At 55.9% G+C, this 26,354-nt stretch carries 26 protein-coding genes; 17 read left to right on the top strand and 9 right to left on the bottom strand.

The features are described from left to right. The first annotated feature begins 24 nt into the window (after positions 1-24). From hemB to CULFRC11_RS01565, 5 genes are all read left to right on the top strand, one after another. Positions 25-1,032 carry a porphobilinogen synthase gene (hemB, locus tag CULFRC11_RS01545; protein ID WP_023635053.1) on the top strand — a complete coding sequence of 336 codons (1,008 nt, stop codon included), beginning with the start codon at positions 25-27 and terminating at the stop codon, positions 1,030-1,032. A 7-nt stretch (positions 1,033-1,039) separates the two neighbouring features. Next, positions 1,040-1,621 (top strand): hypothetical protein, encoded by a 582-nt coding sequence (locus CULFRC11_RS01550; RefSeq protein ID WP_023635054.1) that lies wholly within the window; start codon positions 1,040-1,042, stop codon positions 1,619-1,621. Next, positions 1,608-4,244, top strand: coding sequence for a heavy metal translocating P-type ATPase (locus tag CULFRC11_RS01555; RefSeq protein WP_038620326.1), 2,637 nt, complete (start codon positions 1,608-1,610; stop codon positions 4,242-4,244). Before CULFRC11_RS01550 ends, CULFRC11_RS01555 begins: the two co-directional genes overlap by 14 nt. Positions 4,245-4,377: 133 nt before the next feature. Further along, complete coding sequence (gene hemE / locus CULFRC11_RS01560; RefSeq protein WP_013910726.1) at positions 4,378-5,424, top strand: uroporphyrinogen decarboxylase; 1,047 nt, start codon at positions 4,378-4,380, stop codon at positions 5,422-5,424. Between the two features lie 64 nt (positions 5,425-5,488). Then, complete coding sequence (locus CULFRC11_RS01565; RefSeq protein ID WP_023635057.1) at positions 5,489-6,874, top strand: protoporphyrinogen oxidase; 1,386 nt, start codon at positions 5,489-5,491, stop codon at positions 6,872-6,874. 6 nt (positions 6,875-6,880) lie between these two features. Here CULFRC11_RS01565 and CULFRC11_RS01570 read toward each other — a convergent pair whose 3' ends face one another. Beyond that, positions 6,881-7,717: an NAD(P)-dependent oxidoreductase gene (locus tag CULFRC11_RS01570; RefSeq protein WP_023635058.1), complete on the bottom strand. Its 837-nt coding sequence runs from the start codon at positions 7,715-7,717 to the stop codon at positions 6,881-6,883. 87 nt (positions 7,718-7,804) lie between these two features. Here CULFRC11_RS01570 and hemL point away from each other — a divergent pair, with 87 nt between their 5' ends. Genes hemL through CULFRC11_RS01595 form a run of 5 tightly spaced genes read left to right on the top strand, consistent with a single transcriptional unit; the run spans position 7,805 to position 12,758 of the window. Continuing rightward, a complete protein-coding gene (gene hemL, locus CULFRC11_RS01575) occupies positions 7,805-9,130 on the top strand; it encodes a glutamate-1-semialdehyde 2,1-aminomutase (protein WP_031269966.1) in 1,326 nt (441 codons plus the stop codon). Between the two features lie 8 nt (positions 9,131-9,138). Then, the gene (locus CULFRC11_RS01580; RefSeq protein WP_023635060.1) at positions 9,139-9,747 is read left to right on the top strand and encodes a histidine phosphatase family protein; all 609 of its coding nucleotides are present in this window, start codon (positions 9,139-9,141) and stop codon (positions 9,745-9,747) included. 2 nt (positions 9,748-9,749) lie between these two features. Continuing rightward, positions 9,750-10,334, top strand: coding sequence for a TlpA disulfide reductase family protein (locus tag CULFRC11_RS01585; RefSeq protein WP_023635061.1), 585 nt, complete (start codon positions 9,750-9,752; stop codon positions 10,332-10,334). Then, positions 10,331-11,137 carry a cytochrome c biogenesis CcdA family protein gene (locus CULFRC11_RS01590; RefSeq protein ID WP_023635062.1) on the top strand — a complete coding sequence of 269 codons (807 nt, stop codon included), beginning with the start codon at positions 10,331-10,333 and terminating at the stop codon, positions 11,135-11,137. The genes CULFRC11_RS01585 and CULFRC11_RS01590 overlap by 4 nt, the downstream gene beginning before the upstream one ends. A gap of 13 nt (positions 11,138-11,150) precedes the next feature. Beyond that, positions 11,151-12,758: a cytochrome c biogenesis protein ResB gene (locus tag CULFRC11_RS01595; RefSeq protein ID WP_023635063.1), complete on the top strand. Its 1,608-nt coding sequence runs from the start codon at positions 11,151-11,153 to the stop codon at positions 12,756-12,758. Positions 12,759-12,764: 6 nt separating this feature from the next. On the opposite strand, the gene CULFRC11_RS01600 is transcribed toward CULFRC11_RS01595, so the two are convergent. Continuing rightward, entirely contained in the window at positions 12,765-13,523 is a 759-nt protein-coding gene (locus CULFRC11_RS01600) for a class I SAM-dependent methyltransferase (protein WP_023635064.1), read from the bottom strand. A 163-nt stretch (positions 13,524-13,686) separates the two neighbouring features. Between CULFRC11_RS01600 and ccsB the strand changes: the two genes are divergently transcribed. Further along, on the top strand, positions 13,687-14,700 hold the full coding sequence (gene ccsB, locus CULFRC11_RS01605) for a c-type cytochrome biogenesis protein CcsB (protein WP_038620329.1): 1,014 nt from the start codon (positions 13,687-13,689) through the stop codon (positions 14,698-14,700). Between the two features lie 60 nt (positions 14,701-14,760). Here the strand turns inward: ccsB and CULFRC11_RS01610 are convergent, their stop codons facing one another. Next, complete coding sequence (locus CULFRC11_RS01610; RefSeq protein WP_014835893.1) at positions 14,761-15,078, bottom strand: ArsR/SmtB family transcription factor; 318 nt, start codon at positions 15,076-15,078, stop codon at positions 14,761-14,763. Positions 15,079-15,151: 73 nt separating this feature from the next. Beyond that, positions 15,152-15,442 carry a hypothetical protein gene (locus tag CULFRC11_RS01615; protein WP_014835894.1) on the bottom strand — a complete coding sequence of 97 codons (291 nt, stop codon included), beginning with the start codon at positions 15,440-15,442 and terminating at the stop codon, positions 15,152-15,154. 107 nt (positions 15,443-15,549) lie between these two features. On the opposite strand from CULFRC11_RS01615, the gene CULFRC11_RS01620 reads away from it, so the two are divergent. Beyond that, entirely contained in the window at positions 15,550-15,861 is a 312-nt protein-coding gene (locus CULFRC11_RS01620; RefSeq protein ID WP_013910741.1) for a DUF4229 domain-containing protein, read from the top strand. On the opposite strand, the gene CULFRC11_RS01625 is transcribed toward CULFRC11_RS01620, so the two are convergent. From CULFRC11_RS01625 to dcuC, 5 genes are all read right to left on the bottom strand, one after another. Then, positions 15,847-16,722, bottom strand: coding sequence for a 1,4-dihydroxy-2-naphthoate polyprenyltransferase (locus CULFRC11_RS01625; protein ID WP_031269971.1), 876 nt, complete (start codon positions 16,720-16,722; stop codon positions 15,847-15,849). The genes CULFRC11_RS01620 and CULFRC11_RS01625 overlap by 15 nt on opposite strands. Before the next feature lie 13 nt (positions 16,723-16,735). Then, positions 16,736-17,863 (bottom strand): o-succinylbenzoate--CoA ligase, encoded by a 1,128-nt coding sequence (menE, locus tag CULFRC11_RS01630; protein ID WP_023635067.1) that lies wholly within the window; start codon positions 17,861-17,863, stop codon positions 16,736-16,738. A 60-nt stretch (positions 17,864-17,923) separates the two neighbouring features. Beyond that, on the bottom strand, positions 17,924-18,892 hold the full coding sequence (locus CULFRC11_RS01635) for a 1,4-dihydroxy-2-naphthoyl-CoA synthase (protein ID WP_031269972.1): 969 nt from the start codon (positions 18,890-18,892) through the stop codon (positions 17,924-17,926). A 257-nt stretch (positions 18,893-19,149) separates the two neighbouring features. Further along, entirely contained in the window at positions 19,150-19,611 is a 462-nt protein-coding gene (locus CULFRC11_RS01640) for a DIP1984 family protein (protein WP_023635069.1), read from the bottom strand. 77 nt (positions 19,612-19,688) lie between these two features. Next, entirely contained in the window at positions 19,689-21,113 is a 1,425-nt protein-coding gene (gene dcuC, locus CULFRC11_RS01645) for a C4-dicarboxylate transporter DcuC (protein WP_038620332.1), read from the bottom strand. Positions 21,114-21,345: 232 nt separating this feature from the next. Between dcuC and CULFRC11_RS01650 the strand changes: the two genes are divergently transcribed. The 5 genes from CULFRC11_RS01650 (at position 21,346) to CULFRC11_RS01670 (ending at position 26,299) form a co-directional block, all read left to right on the top strand. Beyond that, complete coding sequence (locus CULFRC11_RS01650) at positions 21,346-22,383, top strand: o-succinylbenzoate synthase (RefSeq protein ID WP_038620334.1); 1,038 nt, start codon at positions 21,346-21,348, stop codon at positions 22,381-22,383. Positions 22,384-22,446: 63 nt separating this feature from the next. Further along, positions 22,447-24,060, top strand: coding sequence for a 2-succinyl-5-enolpyruvyl-6-hydroxy-3-cyclohexene-1-carboxylic-acid synthase (menD, locus tag CULFRC11_RS01655; RefSeq protein WP_023635072.1), 1,614 nt, complete (start codon positions 22,447-22,449; stop codon positions 24,058-24,060). After that, entirely contained in the window at positions 24,057-24,512 is a 456-nt protein-coding gene (locus tag CULFRC11_RS01660) for a DUF3592 domain-containing protein (RefSeq protein WP_023635327.1), read from the top strand. The genes menD and CULFRC11_RS01660 overlap by 4 nt, the downstream gene beginning before the upstream one ends. After that, entirely contained in the window at positions 24,490-25,608 is a 1,119-nt protein-coding gene (locus tag CULFRC11_RS01665) for a glycosyltransferase family 4 protein (protein WP_023635073.1), read from the top strand. Before CULFRC11_RS01660 ends, CULFRC11_RS01665 begins: the two co-directional genes overlap by 23 nt. Further along, a complete protein-coding gene (locus CULFRC11_RS01670; RefSeq protein WP_023635074.1) occupies positions 25,601-26,299 on the top strand; it encodes a demethylmenaquinone methyltransferase in 699 nt (232 codons plus the stop codon). Before CULFRC11_RS01665 ends, CULFRC11_RS01670 begins: the two co-directional genes overlap by 8 nt. Positions 26,300-26,354: the final 55 nt, after the last annotated feature.

Raw genomic sequence — 26,354 nt, forward strand, 5'->3', positions numbered from 1 at the left:
CAAACTGGAAGAAGGCATTGAGTTATGAGCAACGAAGATCTCCATCTGATTCGTCGTCCACGCAGGCTCCGAAACACGCCGGTGATGCGCGAATTAGTGGCAGAGACGACGCTTCGTCCTGCTGACCTGATTCTTCCTATGTTTGTCGCAGACGGAATAACTGAGCCTCGCGAGATTTCCTCTATGCCCGGTGTCTACCAGCACACTATTCCTTCCTTAATCGAGGCCGTCAGGGAAGCCATTTCCGTGGGAATTAAGTGCGTCGATCTCTTCGGCGTTCCTCTCGACGCAGACAAAGATGCGCAGGGATCTCAATCGTGGGCACCAGAAGGCATACTCAATCGGGGCATAACTGCACTACGGCAGGAGTTCGGTAATAGCGTCATCATCATGGCAGATACCTGCCTTGATGAGTTCACTGATCACGGCCACTGCGGCGTGCTGAGCACCGATCGTTTTGGTGAGGTGATCGTGGACAACGATGCGACTATTCCGCTTTATCAAAAGATGGCGGTGGCGCAGGCTGAGGCAGGCGCGCACATGGTGAGTCCCTCAGGCATGATGGATGGACAAATTGCGGCAATCCGTGAAGCTCTCGACGCTCATGGGTTCCAGGACGTGGCCATCATGGCGTACTCCGCCAAGTATGCGTCGGCTTTCTATGGGCCGTTCCGTGAGGCAGTGGGGTCGTCTTTGGAAGGCGACCGCAGAACCTATCAACAGGACCCTGCTAACTTCCGGGAATCGCTAGTGGAAGTCGATCTGGATATTGAAGAGGGTGCGGACTTTGTTATGGTCAAACCAGCAATGCCTTACCTTGACGTGTTAGCAGAGGTGGCCGCCACGTCGGTCGTACCAGTTGCCGCTTATCAAGTATCAGGCGAATACGCCATGCTGCATGCGGCCGCCCGTAATAACTGGCTCGACCTTGAACGTGTGATGATGGAATCATTGATTTCTATCAAACGCGCTGGCGCAGACCAGATTCTTACTTACTTTGCCGTCGATGCGGCGAAAAAACTACAGCACTAGGGAAATAATGACCAACCAGCAACAGCGACTCGAGCGATCACCGTCTCAACCGACCACTCCCGACGCTAAGCGGGAGCGTCCCGACGCGATTCGCTGGGCGGTTCGTGTGTGGATTTTTGCCATCTGCGTGGAGACGGTACACCAAATCATCAATATCATTGTTGGTTTTGCCAACAAACCTGAGTTGATTTCTAAGCTCAAAGAGTCGATGAAGGATGAGAATCTTTCTCCCGAAATCATGAACTTGGCAGCGGTCTTCAGCATCATCCTGGCGGGACTTTTTTCCTTGATCGTGTTGTGCGTCATTGCATGGTTAGCCGTGCTTCTTTATAAAGGCAACAAATCTTCAGCTTTAGCACGCCGCATCCTTACGTATTTCTCTATTTATTTTGGTGTTCGGCTGGTGACAGTCTTCTTGTTGACCCCAAGCTCACCTTCCGTCCCCGTCGCAGTGTATGCCGTTGATGGTTGTGTCCAGATCTGCATGGGCGTTGCGGCCATTGTGGCGCTCATCTTTAAGATGAGGCCTGAAACCTTGGCGTGGACTGGCGAGTGGGAAAATTCTAGGGGGAAGAATGGACACTCCTAGCAATAATCGAGGCCTCAAAGACGAAAACAGGGCAGGTGCGCGTCCCTTAGGCACGCAGGAAGGGCTTGCCGACGCCATCGAAAAGGCGAAACGGGCAGCCGCTAAGGCTGGCATTAACACGGGGGCGTTCCATGCCATTGACCCGGAAGAAGTTGCGGCAGCTGCTATTCACGCGGGGAGAACCTCTTTTGCCTTTGAACTCAAAGGCCTCTCCAGTGCCTCTTCGGTGTCTGAAGTAGAAGATGCCCTAGGCGAGCTGGAGGGCGTAGATGCAAAGATCGTTTATCCCTCGTCGATGGCGTGGGTGAGCGCGAGCCGTACCATTGACCCGATGATGTTTGTGGATGTGTTCCAGAGATTCGGAATTACCGCAACATTGACAGATTCATCACTGCGTCGTCGGCTTGCTTGGTCTGACGTAGAAGAAGGCCGGTATAAGAGGTCGAGACGACGTGACCGCCGGATTAGCCGCTTTGGGTCTCGTGTGGATGAAGAAGAGCGTCGTTTTGAGCTAGCGCGCAGGGCCGGGTTCTTAGAACGCCGCGAGGACACCTCACGTAAAGAGTCAAGCACGGCTGTCCTCTTTACCGCGAGGTCGCTCATGACTAAAACTCGTCTGGGCATCAGCGCACTTTTTACGATTCCAGTTGTTGCTATTAGCTACTCCAGGGAACTGCAATTTGATAACTGGCAGTGGGCTTTGGCGGCGCTTTCCATTCCCGTTGTGTTTTATGGCGCCTGGCCTTTTCACCGGGCAACATTGGGCGGGGCGCGTCGGGGAATGTCCGCGTTGGACAGTGCCTCGTCGGTAGCAATCCTGCTGGCGTGGCTGTGGTCGTTGAGTATGGTGCTGTTTACTCCGGTGGGAGATCCGGAGTATCGGGCGCGGCCGAAGTGGATAGCGATCGATCCTACGATTTTTGAGTCTGGCGCGCTGTTTTTCGACGTAGCCTGCGGAATGACCCTGATTCTCCTTGCAGGAAGGCTCGCTGCCCGAAGAGCCCGCAGCAGTCTGCAAGATGATCTTCTTAAATACAAACCTAACCCCGCTTCCACAGTCACAGTGGTGTCTAAAAAACGGAAAGCCGGTGGAGTCGGGAAAGAAGACAAGGCGATCCAGAAACTGAATGTGGGCGATGACGTCATCATTCCCGCTGGGGCACTTGTTCCTGTCGACGGAATAGTGGTCGGCGGTGGAGGCATCCTAGACGGTACTGCTTTAGGCATTGGCTCATGCGAAGTGAAAGTCAATGATCGGGTGTATGCAGGGTGCATCAATGGCAGCAAGGAACTCAAGGTTCGTGTGTTGCAGACTGGCCATAGAACCTGGTTGGCTGCCATAAATCGGTGGGTGGTGGATGCCAATGTGCATCAGAATCGCTCCGATGCCATAGCTACCAAGGCTGCCTCGATGCTCGTACCCGTGTCGTTTGTTATTGCGGCCACGGATTTTGCTCTGTGGGCCTTGATTACTAATAACCTGAACCAGGCGTTTGCCACGGGGCTTGCTGTATTGGGATGCGTGGCTCCGGCAGCGCTTGCGACCTCTGCGTCGTTGGCTATGCGACAAGGCATTGAAGGTGCTGCACGTCGTGGAACACTGATTAAATCGGGTGAGACGCTGCGCAACGTCGACGAGGTGGACACGGTTATTTTCAATCGTGTGGGTGCCATTTCCAGGCCTGAGATGTCTGTAGAAACAGTCACCGCTGACCGTGGGGAAAATCCCGATCTGGTGCTTCGGGTTGCCGGTGCTTTAGCCATGGAAAGCGGGCACCCCGTGTCTCGTGCCCTGGTGCGCGCGGCACGCGAAGCGCGAGATGCGTCTACCGATGATTCAATTCCCGGTTGGATTGAGGTCACCCACTCGGAGGTGGACGAGGAGGGAAGTTTCCGCGGTCACGTGGAGTTGCCGGTAGTCAATAGCGACGGGGAAGAGGAACTGCGGAGCGTGGAAGCTGTGTTATGGCGTCCGCGCAACCTCTCTGACTTGCATGGTCGTCTAGCAGCGGCTGCGGTATCCGGTAGTAGTCCATTGGTTGTTCGGTGGAAGAACAAAGATCGCGGCGTGATCACGCTGTACAACGGTGCCAAAGATGATGCCGTGGATGCCGTGGATTCGCTTGAGTCGATGGGGTTGGAAACGATGATGCTCAGCCGGGATACGTACCCGGTGGCGCGTCGATACGGCGATATGGTGGGAGTATCCCACGTGCTGGCTGGCGTGCAGCCTGGGCGGAAGCCACAGACTGTTCGATCTGTGCGTTCCCATGGAGCAAATATCATGGTGGGCGATGAGTCGGTGGAAGAGTGTTACCGGGTTGCCAACGTGGGCATCATGATTAGTGCGATGTCGGGTCCGCGGGGGGCGCTTGCGCTTGAGCATCCCGCGGCCGATGTGGTCATGCTTAAACCAGACGTGGCTCCGATCCCTCGGTTGTTCCATTTTGCGCGTCGCCTAAATCGTAGAATCCGTGGAAATCTGATTTTTGCGTGGACCTATAACCTGCTGGCTATTGTGGCGGCAGTCGCGGGAGTCTTGCACCCGATGATTGCGCCTCTGCTGATGCTGGGGTCGAGCGTGATTATTGAGGTTCGCTCACATTGGTTGCGCAGCATGTAGGTAGCTGAGGAACGCGACGAGTGTCGGCGGTAGTGCTATCAGAACCCTATCAATCAAATGGTTGATAGGGTTCTCGGCTGAAATAGGGTCGGCTTGCTTTCCTTTAGGAGTTTTATTGTGCATTATTGGTGGCATGTCACAACCTTTCAATGCGCCACTTCTTGACGCCATTCAGGGGAAAACTCCCACGCGTCGTCCCGTATGGTTTATGCGCCAAGCCGGCCGCTCGCTACCTGAGTATCGCCAGGTACGGGAAGGTATTGGCATGCTGGATAGCTGTTTTATGCCAGAGCTTCTTGCGGAAATTACACTGCAGCCGGTGCGTCGCCACGACGTCGATGCCGCGATATTGTTCTCGGACATCGTGGTTCCGCTGAAAGCCGCTGGGGTAAAAGTAGAAATCATTCCTGGTCGCGGCCCCGTTATGGATCGGCCGATCCAAAGCCGCGCCGATGTGGATGCCCTACCGATTCTTGAAGACGATGTTCTGCAAGTAGCCCAAGGTATCGAGATTATTCAAGACGAACTGACGGAGCAGCAGACGCTGATCGGTTTTGCCGGCGCGCCATTCACGCTAGCGAGCTACCTTGTAGAGGGCGGGCCCAGTAAGAACCACGAAAAGACTAAGTCCATGATGCATGGCGACCCCGAGACCTGGCATGCCCTCATGCAGCGTCTGGTTCCCACCATCGTGCGATTCTTGCGCACCCAGATCGACGCAGGCGTTCAGACCATGCAGCTTTTCGACTCTTGGGCGGGCTTCCTCACAGAGCGCGATTACCGCAATCACGTGCTTCCGTATTCCACTCAGATTTTGGAAGCGGTAGCGGATGTGCCGCGCATTCACTTCGGCGTAAGCACCGGTGAACTGCTCGCCACGATGAGCGAGGCTGGCTCTGAAGTGATGGGCGTGGATTGGCGAGTGCCTCTCGACGTTGCCGCCGAGCGCATTCATGCTCGTTCCGGGGCAAAGGTGCTGCAAGGAAACCTAGACCCGGCGTTGCTTTTTGCTGGAGAAGACGTGTTAAAAACTGAGATCGAGCGCATCTGCGCTGAAGCCGATCGCGCCATTGCTGCAGGACACGCCACTGGGCATATATTTAACCTCGGACACGGCGTATTACCGCACACTGATCCTGAAGCGATCACTCGTGCGGTAGAGCTGATTCACGGCTTTTAAAAGTCTCGGAGACCAGTTCTCCCAAGTCACAACACAGTTACGTTTCAAGGAAGGTTCTATCCACGTGCGCATTGCCATTATCGGTGCAGGGTTAGCGGGACTAACGGCTGCTTATGAGATCCATAAACTCGATCCTCACGTGGAAGTAGAGGTGTTTGAGGCGACAGATCGGATCGGCGGCAAACTGTTTACGGTTCCGTTTGCGTCTGGCCCTACCGATATGGGCGCAGAAGCGTACTTAGCTTTTAGGGAAGACACTACCGAGTTCTTTAAAGAACTAGGACTCGGTGAGAGCTTGCGCTCGCCCTCGGGATTACCTTCTTTGTTGTACGTGGGAGGAAGCCTCCACGGGATGCCTTCTAACACGATCATGGGTATTCCCGGTACAAGTGAGGGACTGGGGGACTTGGTGAGCGAGGAAACCCTCAAACGCATTGATGAGGAGAAAGACGCGGGCTCAATTGAGTGGCCTCAAGAAGTAAGCCTGGGGGCACTCCTGCGGGAACGCTTGGGTGATGACGTGGTGGATCACGTGGTGTCGGCGCTGCAAGGTGGCGTCTATTCTTCCACTTCAGATGACCTAAGCGTGCGCGCTACGGTACCCCAGCTAGCACGGGCCTTTGACCGGCTCAAAGAAGAGGGGAAGCCCGTAACCATCACAGGTGCTGTCCAGCGCCTTCTTTCTGAACGAGAGACCCGCAACAAAGCGCGGGGATATACCCCTAGCGTCTTCGCGTCTTTCGCGGGCGGCTATGCGGAGATGTATGAAACCCTTGCTGAGCGCAGCGAGGCCAAGATTCACATCGATGCCTTTATCACCGCAATCGATAAGACCGCTGAAGGATTCACTCTCAAAGGCGCTGAAGGTGTCTTTGACAAGGTGCTGTTGACGGTACCAGCGCCCACTGCTGCACTGCTGCTGAAAAACCTTGCGCCGGAGGCCGCGCAGCAACTTAAAACCATCAAGTTGGCAAGCTCTGCCGTGGTCGGAATGAAATTTGATCATTCCGAAGGCCTCCCCGAGAATTCAGGGATCCTTGTTGCCACCGATGCTCACGATGTGAAAGCAAAGGCCTTTACCTTCTCCTCCAAGAAATGGCCTCACCTTGGCGAGCGCGGCGGCGCTTTAGTCCGAGCCTCTTTTGGTCGGTTTGGCGATGACGCCATCGCACGCGCAGACGAGGATGAGCTTGTCGACGCAGCCCTCGACGATCTGCAGACGATTACGGGATTCGACGGGCGCGCTGCGGGCTTATCGGAGATCTTTGTCCAACGTTGGTTCGGCGGCTTGCCGGTGTATGGTCCAGGGCACCTGGAAACGGTGGCGGCAATCAAGGACGCTCTTGCTGAGGTCCAGGGCCTCGACGCTACCGGCGCATGGGCCGATGGCGTCGGCGTTCCTGCAGTGATCGACGCAGCGAAGGCTGCGGCCAAACGCGCGCTTGCCTAAAGATTTTTAGCTGTCGCGGCGCGTCAGTATCACAGAGAAATCCTCATCGCCATGCCCGGCCTGTTGTTGTTCTTCCAAGGAGTTCAGAGCGGAGGCGACAGCCGGGAGCGGCTGGGTAGCGGTGTTGAGCATAAGACGAGCGTCCTTTGCAATCGCATCTGCGGTGAAATCGCCAGGTGTGGTGGGACGTTCGCCTAAGACAAAGGGGCGCTTCATCCCGGCGATAAAAGCCAACCCGGTGGAATTGAGCATGGTGAGGGTTTCCTCAGGAGATAAACCACTGGAATCACCGAGAAGTAGGGCTTCTTTGAGTCCTTGGGCGCTTACTGCAAGGGCGAGATTAGCTAGCAATTTTCCCACAGCGGCCTTGGGGGCGGCGTCGACAAGCACAAGCCGCTCGGGGTCTGCCCACGGGGCGACGAGTGTGGCGGCGGCGTGACGGTAATGCTCATCGGCGCTGCCCACGTAAACGCCCAAAGAACCGGCGCGGGCGGGGCCGAGGGTACCCACGACGGGGGCTGCGACATAGCTGGGTACTGCCTCCGCGAACTCGGTGCAGTCTTCTGGGCTAACAGTGGTCGTATCAACCCACAACACCCCCTCGGGGATGAGGCGAGGGCTAATAACCACGTCTCGTACTGTATCGGGACCAAAAAGCGACGTCACAATGATGTCGGCACCGGCGACTGCTTCCTCGGGGGAAGAAGCCAGCGTGGCACCTGCTGCTACCAGGCGCTCAGCTTTGCTTGGGGTGCGATTCCACACCACGAGGTCGTTTTCTTTGAGCAAGTGGAGCGCTAGTTCTGTGCCCATTCGGCCGGTTCCAAGAAATGCAATAGTCATGGCGCCATGATAGAGAAGACGGAGCGCTCTTCGCAGTGCGCGGAGGAAATAGTGGGTCTAAAGTTTGCGCGCTCGTTACGTAATAGGATGGTACGCATGACTGTTATCCCGACTTCCTCTAACGTTCAGCGTTCCCGTGAGCTTTTCCACCAAGCCTGCACAGTAACCCCAGGTGGTGTGAACTCGCCGGTGCGTGCTTTCGGATCCGTGGGCGGGCAAGCACGTTTCATCGCATCGGCGAAGGGATCCAAGCTTTACGACGTAGACGGCAACGAATACGTGGACCTGGTGTGTTCTTGGGGTCCGATGCTTTTGGGTCATGCCCACCCTGAAATCGTTGGTGCGGTGCAAAAGGCAGCGGAGAACGGCTTGTCCTTTGGTGCGCCCACCGAGGCTGAGGTGCGTATAGCTAATATGCTCGTGGAGCGCACCTCCGTGGAGGAAGTGCGCATGGTCAACTCGGGAACCGAGGCAACCATGTCTGCGGTTCGACTGGCACGTGGGTTCACCGGCCGCCCCAAGATCATTAAATTCGATGGATGCTATCACGGCCACGTCGATGCATTGCTGGCATCTGCAGGCTCTGGCGTAGCGACGTTTGCGCTGCCGGATTCCCCAGGTGTGACGGGCGCTTCCGCCGCAGACACCATCGTGGTTCCTTATAACGACATCGCGGCTGTGGCTCAGGCATTTGCAGAAAATGACGGGCAGATTGCCTGCATTATCGCCGAGGCAGCGGCGGGCAACATGGGCACGGTTGCTCCGCGCGATAGCTTTAATGCCCAGCTTAAAGATATAGCTCACGCTCATGGTGCGCTCCTCATTCTGGACGAGGTAATGACGGGCTTCCGCACCTCCTATAGCGGTTGGTTTGGCGTAGACCATGTGGCCGGCGACCTCACCACCTTTGGCAAAGTCATCTCCGGTGGCCTTCCCGCGGCAGCTTTTGGTGGGCGCGCAGACATTATGAAGTACCTTGCTCCCGAGGGGCCGGTATATCAGGCCGGAACTCTCTCAGGTAACCCGGTAGCAGTGGCCGCCGGAATGAAGTCGCTTGAGCTTGCCACCCCTGAGGTTTATGACGTGGTGCGCGCTAATGCTGATCGCTTGGCGGGGCTATTGAGTACCGCGCTAGAACGTGAGGGCGTGGCTCACCATATTCAGCGGGCCGCTACGATGCTGTCCATTCGCTTCGCAGAAGGCGAAGGACACAACTTTGATGAGATGAAAGCTGCTGAGACATTCCGCTTTTCTCCTTTCTTCCACGCGCTCATGGATAATGGCATCTATGCGCCGGCGAGCGTGTTTGAGACGTGGTTTGTGTCCGCGGCGCTTACCGACGAAGATTTCGAGAAGATCGAGAACGCCCTACGCCCAGCAGCCCAGGCTGCGGCGGCCGCACACAAGCACTGAAAGGCCTCATGAGTACCACTATCGTCCACCTCGTCCGGCATGGAGAAGTCTTTAACCCAGAGCGTATCCTGTACGGGCGAATCCCTGACTACCACCTCTCCTCACGCGGACGCAGCATGGCGGCTCGTACCGCTAGTTCCTTTGTGGGACACGACGTGACTGTCTTGATGTCCTCGCCTCTGGAACGAGCACAGGAGACAGCGGCGCCCTTTGCGGAGAAACTAGGGCTTGACGTGCGTCTCGACGACCGCCTGCTGGAATCCGGCAATCGCTTTGAAGGTCTGCGCGTCAAGGGCTTGCGGTCCCAACTATGGAACCCCGTCAGATGGCCGCTCATGGCAAATCCGCTCTTACCCAGCTGGGGCGAGCACTATGTGGATCAACGAGATCGCATGATGGAGGTGGTGGAAGACGCCCGTCGTGCTGCTGAAGGGCACGAGGCGATCTTGGTGAGCCATCAGCTGCCTATTGTGTGTGTTCAGCGGCATGTCCAAGGAAAACCACTGGCACATAACCCAGCGGTACGGCAGTGTAACTTGGCTAGCGTGAGCTCGCTGGTATTTGAAGGCGGCCAGCTCGTTGACTATATCTACACGGAACCAGCACAGGAGATCTAACAGTGAAAAGGACTCTCGCTGCGGCGATGATAGCGAGCCTGTGCGTACTGAGCGCATGTAGCTCCGAAGACACTGCGGGGACAGACGCGGTAGCCATCGGCGGGACGTTCCAATTCCATTCCCCAGGTGGTCAGACGGAAATCTTCTACGATGAGGCCGACCGTGCTCCGGTGAAGAACATCTCCGGTGAGTCTTTGGCCTCAGACGGCAAGATCAGTCTTGATGATTACAAAGATCAGATCGTTGTGTTGAACGCATGGGGACAATGGTGCGCGCCTTGCCGCAGTGAGTCCGACGACTTACAAACTGTGCAGGAATACCTGGAAAAGGAAAAGCGTGGCACAGTGCTGGGAATCAACGTGCGCGATTATTCCAAACAGATTGCCCAAGATTTTGTCAAAGATAATGGGCTGACCTACCCCAGTCTGTATGATCCGCCGTTTAAGTCTGCCGCGCAGCTCGGAGGAGTCCCGGCTGCCGTGGTCCCCACAACAATTATCCTGGACAAACAGCATCGTCCAGCAGCGGTTTTTCTACGGGAAATCACCGCCAAGGACGTCATCGATGTGATTGAAAAAATCGCATGACCGACGTCTTAGCTAGTGGTATTGGCGAGCAGATCGCAGATGCTGCAGCCACCGGGCCATTACTGCTTGGCCTCTTGGCCGCAGCGCTTGCGGGTTTAGTCTCTTTTGCCAGCCCCTGCGTGATCCCCTTGGTGCCGGGCTATATGTCCTACCTTGCGGGAGTAGTAGGTGTTGAGATGGAACTCGGCGAGCAGGGCCCGCAGGTAGCCAAGAAGGGGCGCTGGCGGGTGACTGGTGCGGCTCTCCTCTTTGTCCTTGGCTTTACCGTGATTTTTACCCTAGCTACGGCAACCGTTTTTGGTGCCATTAGTGCCCTTACCCTCAACGCGGAAACATTGATGCGTGTCGGCGGAGTGGTTACGGTGCTCATGGGCGTGGTGTTTTTGGGATGGGTTCCGTTCCTGCAAGAAGATAAGCGCATGACCCCCAAACGTTGGTCGACGTGGTTGGGTGCGCCGCTGCTCGGAGGAGTTTTTGCTCTGGGGTGGACTCCCTGTCTGGGGCCTACCCTGGCGGCTATTATCTCTATTTCTGCTGGCACAGAAGGGACCACCGCGGCTAGGGGAGTAGCCCTTATCCTCGCGTACTGTGCTGGATTGGGACTGCCGTTTGTGGCTGTCGCCCTGGGGTCTGCGCGTGCGATGCACGGCGTAGGGGTCTTGCGACGCCATTCGCGCACTATTCAGATAGTGGGCGGAGTGGCGTTGATCGTGGTCGGCGCAGCGTTAGTCTCCGGAACGTGGGGAATGTTTATTAACTGGGTGCGCCAGTGGACCGTCGAGTACGGTGCAACTTTTATTTAGAAAGAGCATGTGAATGAGTAATCGGACGAGGAAGCTGCTGAGCTATCCACTAAAAGCATGGCACTGGCTCACGAGTATGCGCACGGCGTTAGCCCTGCTATTTCTTCTGGCGTTGGCGTCGATTCCCGGCGCATTGTTGCCACAGCGCTCCCTCAACCAGTCAAAGGTTACGGAATACATCGCTAATAATGGCCGAACCGCCGAGATCTATGACAAACTGCAGCTTTTCGACGTCTTCAGCTCCACCTGGTTTACCGCGATCTTTGCTCTGCTGTTCCTTTCGCTCATTGGATGCATCATCCCGCGCTCGTGGGATCATTACAAAGCTATGAAGACCGACCCGGTTCGGGCTCCAAAGAACCTGAGCCGGTTGCCGCTGCATGGTGAGGGAAACGTCGAAAAGCCGCTGCCCGACGTAGAAGAAGACATACGCACACAGCTCAAAGGCTGGAAGTTGGCGGAGTACACCCCGGAGGAAGATCGCGCCGGGATGCGTTCCTTCTCTGCTGAACGAGGGTATCTCCGTGAGTTTTTCAACCTCACATTCCACCTCGGCTTGGTGGGTATGTTGGTTGCGATTGCAGTGGGCAAACTGTTTTTCTACGAGGGGCAAGTGATCATCGTTGCCAGCGAAGATAAAACAAAGAGCACGGAATTCTGCAACACCGCGACAGCAAACTACGATTCCTTCCGTGCCGGCTCGCTTTTCGACGGCACCGGATTAAACCCCTTCTGCTTTATCGCGCACAACTTCTCTGCCGATTATCTCCCCAATGGCCAAGCGAAGATGTTCACTTCCTTGGTCTCCTACGCAGAGGGTGAAGAGATCTTTAATGACACCGAGACGTGGAAACAGTACACGCTCAAAGTCAACCACCCACTGCGCATCGCTGGCGATCGAGTGTATCTGCAAGGCCACGGCTACGCGCCAACGTTTACCGTTACGTGGCCCAACGGGGAAAAGCGAACCCAGACCGTTCAATGGCAGCCCACTGACCTTATGAACTTCCTGTCGGACGGCGTGGTTCGTTTTGATCCACCGGCCGGGATGTACAAAGATGCCTTTGAAAAGCGCCAAAACCAGCTGGCGATTCAAGGGCTGTTTGCACCGACCGCCTCATGGGAAGGCGAAAACAAATCTCTGCTGACCTCCCGGTATCCGGCTATGACTGATCCTGCGGTAGCCATTGACATCTACCGGGGCGACAACGGCTTGGACTCAGGTAGAGGCCAGAACCTCTTTAGCCTAGACAGCTCCCTGATCCACTCCGGACAGCTACAGAAGCTGGAACGCGTCAACTTGAGTGTGGGTCAGTCCGTGACTCTCGACGACGGAACAGTAGTCTCATTTGACGGTGCCGAACAATTTGCCAACTACCAGATTAGCCACGACCCCGCGCAGCTCTGGGTGCTCTTTTTCACCGTCATAGCATTGGGATCGCTCGCTGGCTCTTTGCTCATCCGACGCCGGCGAATCTGGGTGCGCGTGCGGCCCGTCTCAGACACCGTTACGTTTGTGGAGACCGCAGGTCTAGCCCGAACTGACCGCGCTGGGTGGGGAAGTGAATACGAGCGGATTCACCGACGCATCCTTGGGCTTCCCGACCCTGATGAGGATTAAAAGCCCCTAGTTTGTGGGCCAGATGCCGTAGATCAGATAGTCATCGAGCCACTGATAAAGGTGGCCGGTTTCTGTACACCCTGCGGAGCGCAGAGCCGCGAGGTGGTAGGCCGTGTCCACCTTCACCGTGGGGGATTTGTCTGCCCAACGCTGATGCCACAGTTCGGTTTCTTTTTCCCAGCCTGGCATCTGGAAGGCTGCTTCCCACCAGGCCTCCCATGTGAGGACGCCTGAGGCGACTGCGCGGGTGCGGAAGTCCTCCCGGATTGTCTCAGAAAGGGTGGCTAGGGTTGGACTGTGGTGGGCGTCGTACAGCAGGTGGTCGGCATTCATAAAGATCGCACCAAGTTTCACTACTCGGGTGAGATCTAGATAGAGCCGAGACAGCTGATCGGGCTCGAACCAGTGCAATGCTGTGGCGCTGATAACTGCATCAAAGTCCGTGGCAGGAAGTTGTTCTATCCAGTGAGAATCGGTGAGGTCGGCGTCGATAAAGCGAAGGCGCTCGCCGAATTGGTTTGTTTCTGTGCCCAGACGTAGCAATACCGGGTCCCGGTCTACACCGATGATCGTGGCACTGGGCAGCTCCCGAAGAATCTCCGCCCCCAGACTGCCCGGGCCGCACGCAAGATCGAGGACGGTAATGGGAGTGTCGGCATAACGTGCTTTGAGGACATCGATGATCGTGCGAGTCCTGAGGTCGCGATGCTCAATGAAAGCCGTCTGCTGTTCATGCCATGCCGCAAGTAGTTCTTGGGGTGTCATGTATGTGTCCTTTCGATGAGAAATAATGCATGCAGGAGGCCGAAAGAATGGCGCCTTTCGGGGTGAAAACTCTGATCATAAGAGGAACATGAACCGGTGTGGTAGACATCAAATTTTTTACGGGTATTCTGTTCCGAGATCACTAACTCTGATTAGAGGTACCATGAACGTCAACTCGAATCTTGCGTCGCTATCCGATATGGCATTTGCGTCGAGCTTCGTCATCTATTTTATTGCGCTTGTTCTTTCCATTGTTTTCTATATGAGGACGAGAACACTCATTGACCTGAAACGGGAAAGAGTGGACGAGCGAGAGCTCGTTGCGGTGGGGAACGAGTCCGACAACGCTGTTGGTAACGCCGGTGGGCTTAGCCAGGAAGCGGACTTCTCGGATGAGCGTATCTCTAAGGTAGAAGCCTCCGCGGAAAAGTTTGCTGGTATGACCCAGATGATTGTGTGGCTGGGTGTTGTTGTCCACGCTGCCTCTGCGATCTTGCGTGGCCTGTCGGCCTCACGGTTCCCCTTTGGCAACCTCTATGAATATGTTTTGGTCATCAGCTGTTTTACGGTGGGAATTGCTGCATTCTTCTTGCAGCGCCGGGAGATGCGAGTGCTGTGGCCGTGGGTGCTGACTCCCATTCTGGCTCTACTCTTTTTCGGCGGAACAAAGCTCTATGCGGATTCTGCGCCGGTAGTACCCGCTTTGCAGTCGTTCTGGTTCCCGATTCACGTATCCACAGTATCTATAGGCGCTTCCATCGGCATGATCTCTGGTGTTGCCTCTGTGTTGTATCTGTTGCGCTTGTATCAGGCGCAAGGTCAAGAAAAGGGAATAATGGGAGCGTTGGCTAAGCCGTTGCCGTCTGCGAAGCTTCTCGACGCCATCGCTTACCGCACCGCGATCATCACCGTCCCGGTCTTTGGCCTAGGTATTATTTTGGGGGCCATTTGGGCAGAAAGTGCATGGGGGCGTTTCTGGGGCTGGGATCCTAAAGAGACCGTGGCCTTTGCAACATGGATCCTTTATGCGGCTTATCTACACGCGCGCGCTACCTCTGGCTGGCGCGACTCGCGGGCTGCGTGGATCAATATTGCGGCGCTTGTGACCATGGTATTCAATCTCTTCTTTATCAATATGGTGGTCTCTGGTTTGCACTCGTACGCGGGTCTGAATTAACCGAATATAAGATGTGAATGTTCCCCCTTGGCCGTTGATACGGCTGAGGGGTTTTGCTTATTAACGGGGTCGGTTGAGGAACGCACTGATGCGTGGGTTGGCGTTGATAGCAAGGAAAAGCTCTTGAACTCGTGCGAATTCTTCAGGAACTACGTGGTAGCTGATGCGCTTTCCATCTTTGTGCGTGCAGATCAGGTTTGCTTCTGCGAGTTTGGCCATATGCTGCGCCAAAATGGGCGCCGCGATCCCGAGCGTACTAGTGATCTCCATTCGGTTCATACCTTCGCGGTGTTCTGCCACGAGGTAAAGAATCCGAATCCGCATGGGATCGGCAAGCGCGCTAAAAAGACGCTGTGCTTTATTCGAGGGAGAATTCATGCACAGCACTATAACGGCAACTATTTCTCAAGTAAAACTTTTCTAAAGTATTATATGTCAACAAAATACGAGGTTAAGCGCCTAAGTCCTTGTTGTCCTGTGGATTTTTCCGTTCGGGATGCGCAGGATTTTCTGTGTCCTCGCGCTTCTTTTTCTCGGCAGCTTTGCGCTTTGCCTCTTCCTCCGCGCGACGCTTTTTAAACTGATCTCGTTCCAAACGCCACAAGAATTCCTCATCGTCATCTGGTCCCTTGATGCGGGGAGGTTCCGGAGTAACACTTTTCTGCCACGTTTTAGGGCCAAATGCCTTCCACACCAACACAACGGCTGCGATAAGGAGGAGGAGAAGAATAAGACGGCCCACGGAGAATCCTTTCAAAAAGATAAAGTTATGGGGTTATGTGACTGTGAGCCTAGATTACCCCGAAAGAAGAACTGTTGAGTAGGGTGCTGTGTGTGAGCGAAACTGCAATGCCAGAGAATTCTCGACCGATCGTCGACCCGCAGGTAAAGACGGCTGCCCGCAAGGCCGTCATCGTGTATGGACTCGCACGATGCGCGCTGTTTATCGTGCTGACCGCAATCATTCAGGGAATCGCGGTGGCCATTGGAGCCCCAGTGCCAATCCTTATCTCGGCCACGTTGGCATTAATCGTGGCCATGCCGCTGTCGATGTTTGTGTTTAAAGGTATCCGGGTACACGCCACTGAGGCTGTGGCCCTGTGGAGTGCACAACGCAAGGCTGAGAAGGATTGGGTGAAAAGCGAACTAGCTAATCGCTAACGCTAGTGCGGTGGCCACGGACCATACCACCATGGCTTTTCCTGTAGCACCTAGCACCGGAATGAGCTCTTTGGCTTGGCGTCCTTTCACCACGGGGATTGCTGCTTTTATTGCAAGGGGAAGCGCAATGATTCCGATGCCGGCCCAGGGGGAAATGAGGAAGAAGCCTAGCGAAACCGTGAACGGTATGGACACGAGAAAGCAATACAAGCGTCGTGTTGCGCTATCCCCAAGGATGACGGCAAGGGTCGTTTTTCCAGCCACAGAGTCTGTGGGGATATCGCGGAGATTGTTCACAAGATTTACCCCGGCAGACATTGCGCCTACCGCTACGGCACAGCCAAAACCAACCCATGTGGTTCTGCCGAGCTGAGTGAACTGGGTACCCATGACAGCAACAAGACCAAAGAACACAAAGACTGATACTTCGCCGAGTCCACGGTACCCATAGGGGTTTTTCCCACCGGTGTAAAACCAGGCGCCGAGAATACAAAGAGCGCCTACAGCGATCAACCACCATGCGCTTGCTAAAGACAGCGCGATACCGGCGATTGCTGCCACTCCGAAAGCAAGAAAAGCGGCGCGTTTCACGGAAGCTGGTTGCGCCAGCCCGGATCCCGTAAGACGAAGTGGGCCAGTGCGGTCATCGTCTGTGCCTCGGATGCCATCAGAATAATCGTTGGCGTAATTCACGCCTACGATAAGGGCCCATGCGACAACGAGCGCCAGCAGGGCTCGCCACCAGCTAAAACCATTAGCCTGGGCAGCGGCGCCCGACCCGATAATGACAGGGGCAAAGGCATTAGCCCATGTGTGGGGGCGTGCGCCTTCTTTCCAATCGGCAAAGGTAGCTTTCGACATGCTGTCCATTGTCTCACTGTTGTGTGAAAAGAGCGGTGACGCCCCTACGATCGACTTTTCCGGGGCCGATGAGCGGCAAAGATTCCACCCGGCGGATGTCCTTGGGCAGTTGCCAACGAGGGAGGTCATCAAGCGCAGAGATGATGTCTGTAGGATGTGCGCTACCCTCATATGCTGCGACAATAACTTGTCCGAATCGCCTATCCGGCAGACCTACCACGCACGCCGCAGTGACGCCGCGAACGTCGCAAAGTTTGCGCTCTAGAACCTCGGGGTGGATCTTTAATCCGCCAGAGTCGATGACATTATCTAGTCTTCCGGTGACATCGAGTATTCCGTCGGTGAGGGTTCCTGCATCGGAGGTGGCAAACCACCCGGGCTCAACAAAAGCGTCGTGATCGGGGATATTCCGGTAGCCCTGCGCGACCATGGGGCCACCCAGATGAATTCTCTCGCCGACGACCCGCACACTCGCGCCGGGGATCGGCCGACCGTTGTATACACAGCCTCCAGACGTTTCGGAGGAACCGTAGGTGGTCACTATGGTGATACCGAGTTCTTTGGCGGCGCGGAGGTCGTCGGCACGCAAAGGCGCACCGCCCACGAGTATCGCAGCAAAGGTTCGAAGTGCCTCGATTCCCACCAAAGTATCCATTGCTTTAAGCAGCTGTAGGGGAGTGAGTGACGTGTAAACGCGCTCGCCCTCGACACTTGCGGCGGCAGTGGCAAAGGAAGCCACGTTGAAACCACGTGAAACATCGACGACAACGGGATCATAACCAGCGATCAGCGAGCGAACCAGTACTTGCATCCCCGCAATATGATGAGCCGGCATGGCTAGCAGCCATTGAGCCTCACCACCAAGGAACTGATGCGTAGCGTCTGCAGAGGACACGAGATTGCGTGCGGTGAGCATAGCTCCCTTGGGTATCCCGGTGGAACCGGACGTGCTCATGACTAGGGCGATATCCGGGTCAATGGGCTGGCCTACCCGTTGGCTTCTGCACAGAAGATCTGCCCGATCCTTATCGTTGGACGGAACGGGCAGAAAACTGCGTTGTCCCACGATGGCCTGCTCCAGGTTGTCAAGGATGCTGGCAGGGTCATGCGCGGGAACAACGAGAGGCTCAAGTACATGCACACTTAAAGTTTAGTGCTAACAACGCCTGGCCCCGATCCCATGCCCCAATCAAGGTATCTCCTAGTAGTAGTAGGGGAACTCGCTCCAGTCAGGGTCGCGCTTTTCTAGGAAAGCTTCTTTGCCTTCCACGGCCTCATCCGTCATGTAGGCCAGGCGGGTAGCCTCGCCAGCAAAGACTTGCTGGCCCATGAGTCCATCATCGGTGAGATTAAAAGCAAACTTGAGCATGCGTTGGGCGGTAGGAGACTTGCCATTGATTTCGCGCGCCATCTGGATAGCTTCTTGTTCTACATCCTTGTGATCGGCCACGATGTTCACAGCACCCATGCGTTGCATCGTCTCTGCATCGTATGCACGGCCAAGGAAAAAGATCTCGCGGGCAAATTTTTGTCCCACCATTTTTGCTAGATATGCGGAACCATAGCCGGCATCGAAGGATCCCACATCGGCGTCAGTCTGCTTGAAGCGGGCTTCCTGCCGGGAGGCAATCGTCATGTCACACACAACATGTAAGGAGTGTCCACCACCGGCAGCCCACCCATTGACTACTGCTATGACTACCTTTGGCATGGTGCGAATGAGGCGTTGTACCTCAAGGATATGCAGCCTGCCACCCTCGACCTTTTCACGGGCAGTATCCACTGTTGATTCGTCTGCGACGGCGTCGTTGTGAGCGTGCTCGGTCGCGTAGCGGTACCCGGAGCGGCCTCGGATGCGCTGGTCTCCGCCGGAACAGAAAGCCCAGCCACCATCTTTTTCACTCGGACCGTTGCCAGTGAGAAGTACCGTGCCTACGTCGGGCGTGCGACGAGCATGATCGAGCGCGCGGTAGAGCTCGTCGACAGTGTGTGGACGGAAAGCATTACGGACTTCTGGGCGGTCAAACGCTATGCGTACAATTCCATTTTCCCTCCCCTCGCCTGCATGGCGGTGGTACGTAATATCAGTAAGATCCTCGAATCCTGCGACGGGCTTCCATTGAGACGCATCAAAAGGATTGTCGGTGCTGTATTTTTTCTGCTCGCTCATAAATAAAGAATGTAGTCCCCGAACCCGACCCTCATCCAAGAAATAGCCCCAGCGCGGTGGTGGTGAATTGTGCGATGTGCCGCGGACTATAAGCCGCATGTTCTCATGTGCGCAGTGCGGCGGGGTAATGAGTACTGTGAGGTGATACGAACACCTCGGCCCTTATACCGCTATTGGGCGCCATGAGCTCAGATAAGCCTTCTGAGCAAGGGGTGCGCTCGCTGACTGTTCTTGGACTACCAACTACATGTAAAAGGTTACTCAACCAGCGGAGTATTCCAATTGAGCTGCTGTATGCGGGTATCCAATTCGCGATATGCCTGAGCGTATGCATCGGCTTGCGCCCGTAGTTCGGCTACCGGAAGGGTAGAGACGAACTTGATTTCTGTACGCGAGTAGCGGTCTTGACGAGTGCCGGCGACCTTGGCCAGATCCGCATAAAGCCGGCGCAACCGGAGCAGACCATCGCGTTCTGCGAGGGCTTGCGTGAGGTTTTTGGTCTCATCGAACGCGGTGGCGGTGTTGGTTGCGTTGATAGCAACCACGAGGGTGTCGATACGCCGTGCCACAGCTTCAGCTTCGGCGAGCAGTACGGCAGGATCCTCATCGGGAACGTCGCCTTCCTGGATACGCGCGACGGACATGAGGCGTTCACGGAGGTTTTCTAAGCGAGCTTGGGCCTCGGCGCGCTCAGAGAGGGCTTCAGCAAGAAGTGTCATACTGCTCAGCTTAGCTAAAACCGCTTGCAGGTCTCTTGTTCTAGCCAGTGAGATAAGTGTGCGGGAAAGTGTGCGGGCTAGCCGATAAACAAGAAGGCAAACAGCGTATTGAGTACCGTCGCAACAGCCATGGGGACAAGTGTGCGTTTGACCAGTCGGATCGGATTGACATTGATGGCGCCGGAGACAATAAGAACTGCGGCGTTGACTGGAGAAACTTGGCGCATCAGATTAGAAGTACCCCAGATAGCAGTAAGTATTTGAGGTGCGTGAATAGAAGACTGTGCTGCCAAAGAAGGGACAACCTCAGAGAATGCAAAGTAGGGTGCGGTGCCAGATCCTGTGAGGGTGGCCATGGCCGCGGTTGTTGCGACAAAAATGAGGATGATGAGTACAGCTGCGCCGGAGGAATCTTCGGCTGCCCTGATGAGCATGTCGATCACGCCCATTTGAGTGATGCCTTCGACTAATACTGCAGCGGCCACTAATAGTGCGACTACGCCGGCAGCGCCTTCACCCATACCTTTGAAAAAGCTTGAGGCAGAGTCGACGGCATCTGTGACTGTGCGTTTGCGTAAGGATTCGATGAAGAGCGCGGTAAAAAGAGAAGACACCACAGTAACCGGTAGGATCCCAGCTTCAAAGGGGAGCACACCGAGATGTTTCAGAAGAGCCGAAACAATAATCAGGAGCAGGGGAAGTAGTGGGAAGACCGCGTAATAGCCTGGTAAGCCAGACGCGCGCTTCAGTGCGTCTTTCGTAGCAGCATCGGAATCGTTTACTTCCAGGTTTGTTGTGTCCTGCTGTGGGGCTTCGTGGAGATGTCGTGCGTCGACGATATCGCAATGACGTTGCCACCACATGTGTACAAAAGCAGTGATGACCAGTGCTGGAACGGTTGCCCATGCGACATGTCCATAGACAAATTCTGTGACCGTCATATCGGTAAGATCGGCGCCCTGAATCAACCCGGCCTCTAGGGGAGTGGGGATGATTGTGGAAGAAGTGACCACGATTGCCCCCACCGTCAGAGGGGTAAGCCCTGCGGCTATGAGCGCGGGTAGAAGCGTGGCGACGAGAAGAAGTGACAGAGCTGAAGCCGAGGGGATCACAAGGGACAAAAGGTTGCCGATGAGAAAGCCCACTGGAACAAGCCAATAAGATCCTCTAAAGCGACGTAATGGTGCAGAAAGGATGACCACGGTCTTGGCATCAGCACCGATATGTCGCATATAGGAGACAAAACCAAAGAGCACCATAATGGCCATGCCAATTCCAGAGAAACGACTCTTAAACAGGGCTTCTACCACGAGTAATTGGTCGTAGAGTGAATTTCCAGAAGGGTCTATATCTGTGGAACGGAATTCTGTTCGCCCTGTGAGGGCGGCGACCATGAGGAGTAGTACGCCTACAAAGAAAATGGCTGCGGCGGCGTGGACTTTTTTAGCTATCAGATAAACGACTGCGGCGACGGCCAACAGGGCGATAACGATGTAGAGCATGTGGCAGTCCTTCCCACGATGGCTGGTTATAACCAATCATTCATTACGCTAGCAGTATCAATCACATTCCAATTTAAAAGTGACGTTTTTCATTTTTGAAGATGCTTTACTGTTTTGTTCTAGTGGGCTGGTTTCTTGCGGCCGAGGATATGTGCAACCTGCCCATCTTCAATGAGGCAAACATTTTTATTCTTAATAACGAAGATTGGTGGCAGGGCGGTAACCTAGCTGTATGACACAAGCGAAACCCCTATCAACGTGGGGTGCCACGTTAGACGAGATACTTGAGCGAGCGCACGTGGTTGCACTCCCTATGGCGGTGCCTTTTCGTGGTGTGACCACACGTGAAGCCCTCCTCATCGAAGGCCCCGCTGGATGGGGAGAGTTCGCGCCTTTTGCGGACTACACCCCTGAAGAATCCGCTCATTGGCTTTCTTCAGGCCTCGAGATGGCGTACCAGGGTCCGCCGGAGGCGATGCGCGATTGCGTGGAGGTCAACGGCACTATTCCCGCAGTGGATTCCGGGCGAGTACCTGAGGTGATGGCGCATTTTGCTGGGTGCAGAACCTTCAAAGTAAAAGTTGCGGAGAAAGGACAGTCGCTTGCGGATAACGTCGCTCGTGTGGCTGCCGTTCGGGAGGTACTGCCCTCGGCGATAGTGCGCGTTGACGCGAACCGGGGTTGGTCTGTTGACCAAGCCTTTTCCGCTGCCCAGCAGTTGGGGCCCCTGGACTATATGGAGCAGCCTTGTGCGACGGTTGCGGAGCTCGTCGAGTTGCGTCAGCGCCTCATTCGGGCTGGCCTGTTTGTTCGGGTCGCTGCGGATGAGTCGATACGCAGGGCAGAAGACCCCTATGAGGTGGCACGGGCCCAGGGGGCAGACGTTGCGGTGGTGAAAGCCGCACCACTGGGAGGCCCTCGGACATTGCTCCAGATCGCCGAGTTCATGCGTGCGCGCGGCCTGGACATTACGGTGGCCAGTGCTCTTGACACAGGCGTGGGAATGAACGCCGGGCTGGCGGCGGTGGCGGCCCTACCCAAACACACTGATGATGAAGACTTTGATGTGCCTCCGGCTGCGGCAGGGCTGGCCACACAGCGACTTTTTGTAGAAGACATCACTGCACCGCGCCAGATCATCGACGGGCATATGGCTGTGGACATGCTCGCTCCGGACTCCGATCGACTGTCTGATCTGAGCGTGAGCGGTCACCGCCGCGACGCGTGGCTGCAACGGCTACAAGACTCGTGGGAATTCCTTACCCACTAAAACAAAAGCCGTGGTGCATGCCCCACTGTCATTGGCTGCGCAGGAACGCCTAAAATATGGGACATGATGTCATCGCCCCAGCTTGCACGCGCCGTCGCTGCCGAACTCGCCCGCCACCTCACCGATGTGGTGATATGCCCCGGCTCGCGTAACTCTCCGCTGTCCTTGGAGCTGCTTGCGCGGGGAGATATCCGAGTGCATACGCGTATCGACGAGCGCAGCGCAGCATTCTTGGCGCTAGGCATGGGGCGGGCGTCCGGCCGGCATGTAGGAATCGTCACCACCTCTGGCACCGCGGTGGCCAATTGTCTGCCCGCGATCGTGGAGGCCTACCACTCACACACTCCCATCGCTATGATTTCGGCGGATCGCCCGGCGCGACTGCAGGGGACGGGAGCGAATCAAACGATCAACCAAAGAGGGATCTTCGGAGTCGTTCCTACAACCTCCGTGGCTACGCTTGCAGACGTACAACTCATCGATGCGGCCTTTAACAAAGACCAGGTTCATATCAATGTGGAGCTGGATACGCCTTTGGTGGGCGACTCCCTGCCGGAGTCGCCTGCTGAGAATGTGAAAAAGACACCGATCAAAAGTGAAGCGGTAGATCACGGCGAAGTAGAAATAGACCTCAGCCGCAACACCCTCGTCATCGCTGGCGATGAAGCATGGGACGTGCCTGGGCTGGAAGATGTCCCCACTATTGCCGAGCCAAGCGCCCCTGCCCCCTATCACCCCGTGCACCCGCTGGCAGCCGGGATATTTGCTCATGAGCAGGTTTCCGCTGAAGGCTACGTGGTCAATACCAAGCCGGAGCAGGTGATTGTAGTGGGGCATCCAACGCTGCACCGGAGTGTCTTTGATCTGATCGCTGATCCAGCGATCGAGGTAACCGTACTAACGCGTACTGACACAGTTACCGACCCCACTCGCAGCGCGAAAAAAGTTGGGACTCGGGTAAAAACCACAGGTCAACCTTCAAAGCAATGGCTCAAGATCTGCGAAGCTGCCTCCGAGTTGGGGGCGGAGGCCGTCCGGGATGTACTCGCCCAGGACTTTAGCTTCAGCGGACTCCATGTAGCCGCAGCGGTAGCGGACACACTTGCTACCGGCGACACCCTCGTGCTGGGGGCATCAAACCCGGTCCGCGACGCATCCTTTGTTGGCCTGCCATTCTCCGCAGTAGACACCTATACACCCCGCGGTACAGCTGGGATCGACGGCACAGTGTCCCAAGCGATCGGCGTGGCGTTGGCCGTACAAACACGAAACCCCGAGGAAATCCGCGCTGCTCGTACCGTGGCGCTCATGGGAGACGTGACCTTCCTCCACGACGTGGGTGGGCTCCTCATCGGTCCCGATTCGCCGCAGCCGGAAAACCTGACAATCGTGGTGGCTAATGATTCCGGCGGTGGAATCTTTGAGACCCTTGAGGTAGGAAACCCCCAGCTGCGGGACAGCTTTGAGCGAGCCTTTGGCACTCCGCACGGGGTGGATATTGAAAGACTGGCTGCCGCATACGGCGTGGAATATCACTGTGCAACTGATGTGCAGGGGCTCGTCGAAAAGCTTATCGACGCCACCGACACGGCAGGTTTTACCCTCATTGAAGCCCGAACCACACGTGCTGATCGCCGCGCCATGCACGAGGCGCTGGCCAAGAAGGTGAACATGTGAGCAGGCTGCCGCACTATCCGCCATCGAGTATCAGGAGACGCTTACACCAAGCCGTACTGGCGCTTTTTGCCGCGGCAACGATTGGCTGCGTCAGCATGGTGATAGGCCCTGCCCTTAACGACCGCGAGATAGCAAAATCACCAGGGAGCACTCTGGCTAAAGTCATTGACGTGGGCACATTTCGCTCCACAGTGGAATATCAAGATGAAGACGGCACCTACCATTCTCCGCGCGGCGGCTTGCTCTATCCCACGGGCCTGGGCAAAGGGCAACGGGTGTGGGTCACCTATGCCAAAAGCAATCCAGACCTGGTAAAAGTGCAGGGTAGGGGATGGACACTTGCACTCATACCGGCGCTGAGCACCTGGGTGGTGTCTCTTGCCATAGCAGTGGCCCTGTGGTGGGCTGTCACCCTGTGGTACAGGAAACATGCGCATAGCGATAATCGCTGAATCCTTTCTCCCCTCTATCAACGGGGTGTCCAATTCAGTGCTGCGTGTCCTGGAACATGCTCAGAGGTGCGGTCATCAGGTCATGGTGATCGCGCCGGGTGCGCGGGATGGTGAGGAAGAAATACGTTCTTACTGCGGCGCGACCATCCATCGCGTGCCGACCGTTATGGTGCCGCTGATCAATTCCTTGCCCATCGGGGTCCCCGTAGGGATTCGGGAGTTGTTGCGAGCCTTTAGGCCCGATGTTGTGCACCTTGCGTCGCCTTATGCGCTGGCTGCCCGAGGCGCATTTGTGGCTAGGCGGCTAGGAATACCATGCGTGGCAGTCTTTCAAACAGACATTGCGGGTTTTAGCCACACATATCATTTGCGATGGTTGGAACGCACTAGTTGGGCCTGGACACGGGCTTTTCACAATGCAGCGGCGCTCACCCTCGCACCCTCTACCTCGGCGGTAGCATCCCTGGAACTGCATGGCATCGAGCGCGTCAAAACGTGGGGTCGGGGAGTGGACCTGGAGCTGTTTCATCCAGATCGCAGAGACCACGAACTCAGGCGTAGCTGGGGCTCGGACGGCCGCATCATCGTGGGATATGTGGGCAGGCTAGCTGCGGAGAAAGGCGTGCATAGACTGATTGACCTAGCGTGTGACAACAACATCCAGCTGGTGATCGTCGGTGATGGCCCAGAACGAAAAAACTTAGAATCGCAGCTCCCGGGCGCGATTTTTACCGGAGCGCTTACTGGGCTTGACCTGGCTCAGGCTTACGCTAGCTTTGACGTGTTTGTGCATCCTGGTGAGTTTGAGACTTTTTGCCAGACAATCCAGGAGGCCAAGGCGTCTGGGGTTCCGGTGGTGTCCGTGGCGGAGGGAGGGCCGCGAGATTTGGTAGATAGTGGCTCGGGCGTACTGCTACCGCTTATCGACGACTCACTGGCGGGTTTGTCACGCTCCGTCCATGATGTCTTTTTGACCCGCGAGGATTTGAGCAAAACCGCACGCCAGAGCGTGGAAGATAAGTCATGGGCTCGAATTTGTGACCAACTCTTCCGCTATTACCAAGAAGCGATGATTACACTGGACAACCGTGGCTAAGGCATCTTTGGAAAAGAACCCCTTCGACGTGGCAAAAATGTTCGACGGTGTGGGTAAAAACTACGACATCACGAACACCGTGCTGAGCTTTGGGCAAGACCGCAAGTGGCGCGAGAAGACCCGCGAACGGTTGAACCTTAAACCCGGCGAACGGGTTCTGGATCTAGCCGCCGGTACTGCAGTATCTACGGTAGAGTTAGGGAAGTCTGGGGCGTGGGTTGTGGCCTGCGATTTTTCGCAGGGAATGCTCGCAGCAGGCAAAGATCGAGACGTCCCCAAAGTGGTGGGCGACGGGATGCAGCTGCCTTTTGCCGATAACTCCTTTGACGCAGTCACCATCTCTTATGGTCTACGGAACGTCCATGATTTTCAGGCGGCGCTTCGGGAGATGGCGCGGGTGACCAAACCCGGTGGTCGTCTCACTATTGCGGAGTTCTCCACTCCCAACGTTCCTGGCTTTAAGACGATCTACAAAGAGTACCTAACCAGGTTGTTACCGTTGATAGCTAAAGCTGTGGGAACAAACCCAGAGGCTTATGAATACCTTGCTGATTCCATCCGAGCATGGCCTGAAAGAGAAGAGTTGGCTCGTGCTATCAACAACAACGGCTGGTCTGACGCGGGGTGGCAGAACCTTTCCTTCGGCATCGTTGCGTTGCACTCAGCGGTAAAACCTGGGGGCAACGGATAGAGACAACAACACAGGCCTCCTTGCGTTGTTATACCTGAGCAAGGAGGCCTTAAAG

The organism is Corynebacterium ulcerans, from assembly GCF_000767685.1.
Lineage (GTDB): Bacteria > Actinomycetota > Actinomycetes > Mycobacteriales > Mycobacteriaceae > Corynebacterium > Corynebacterium ulcerans.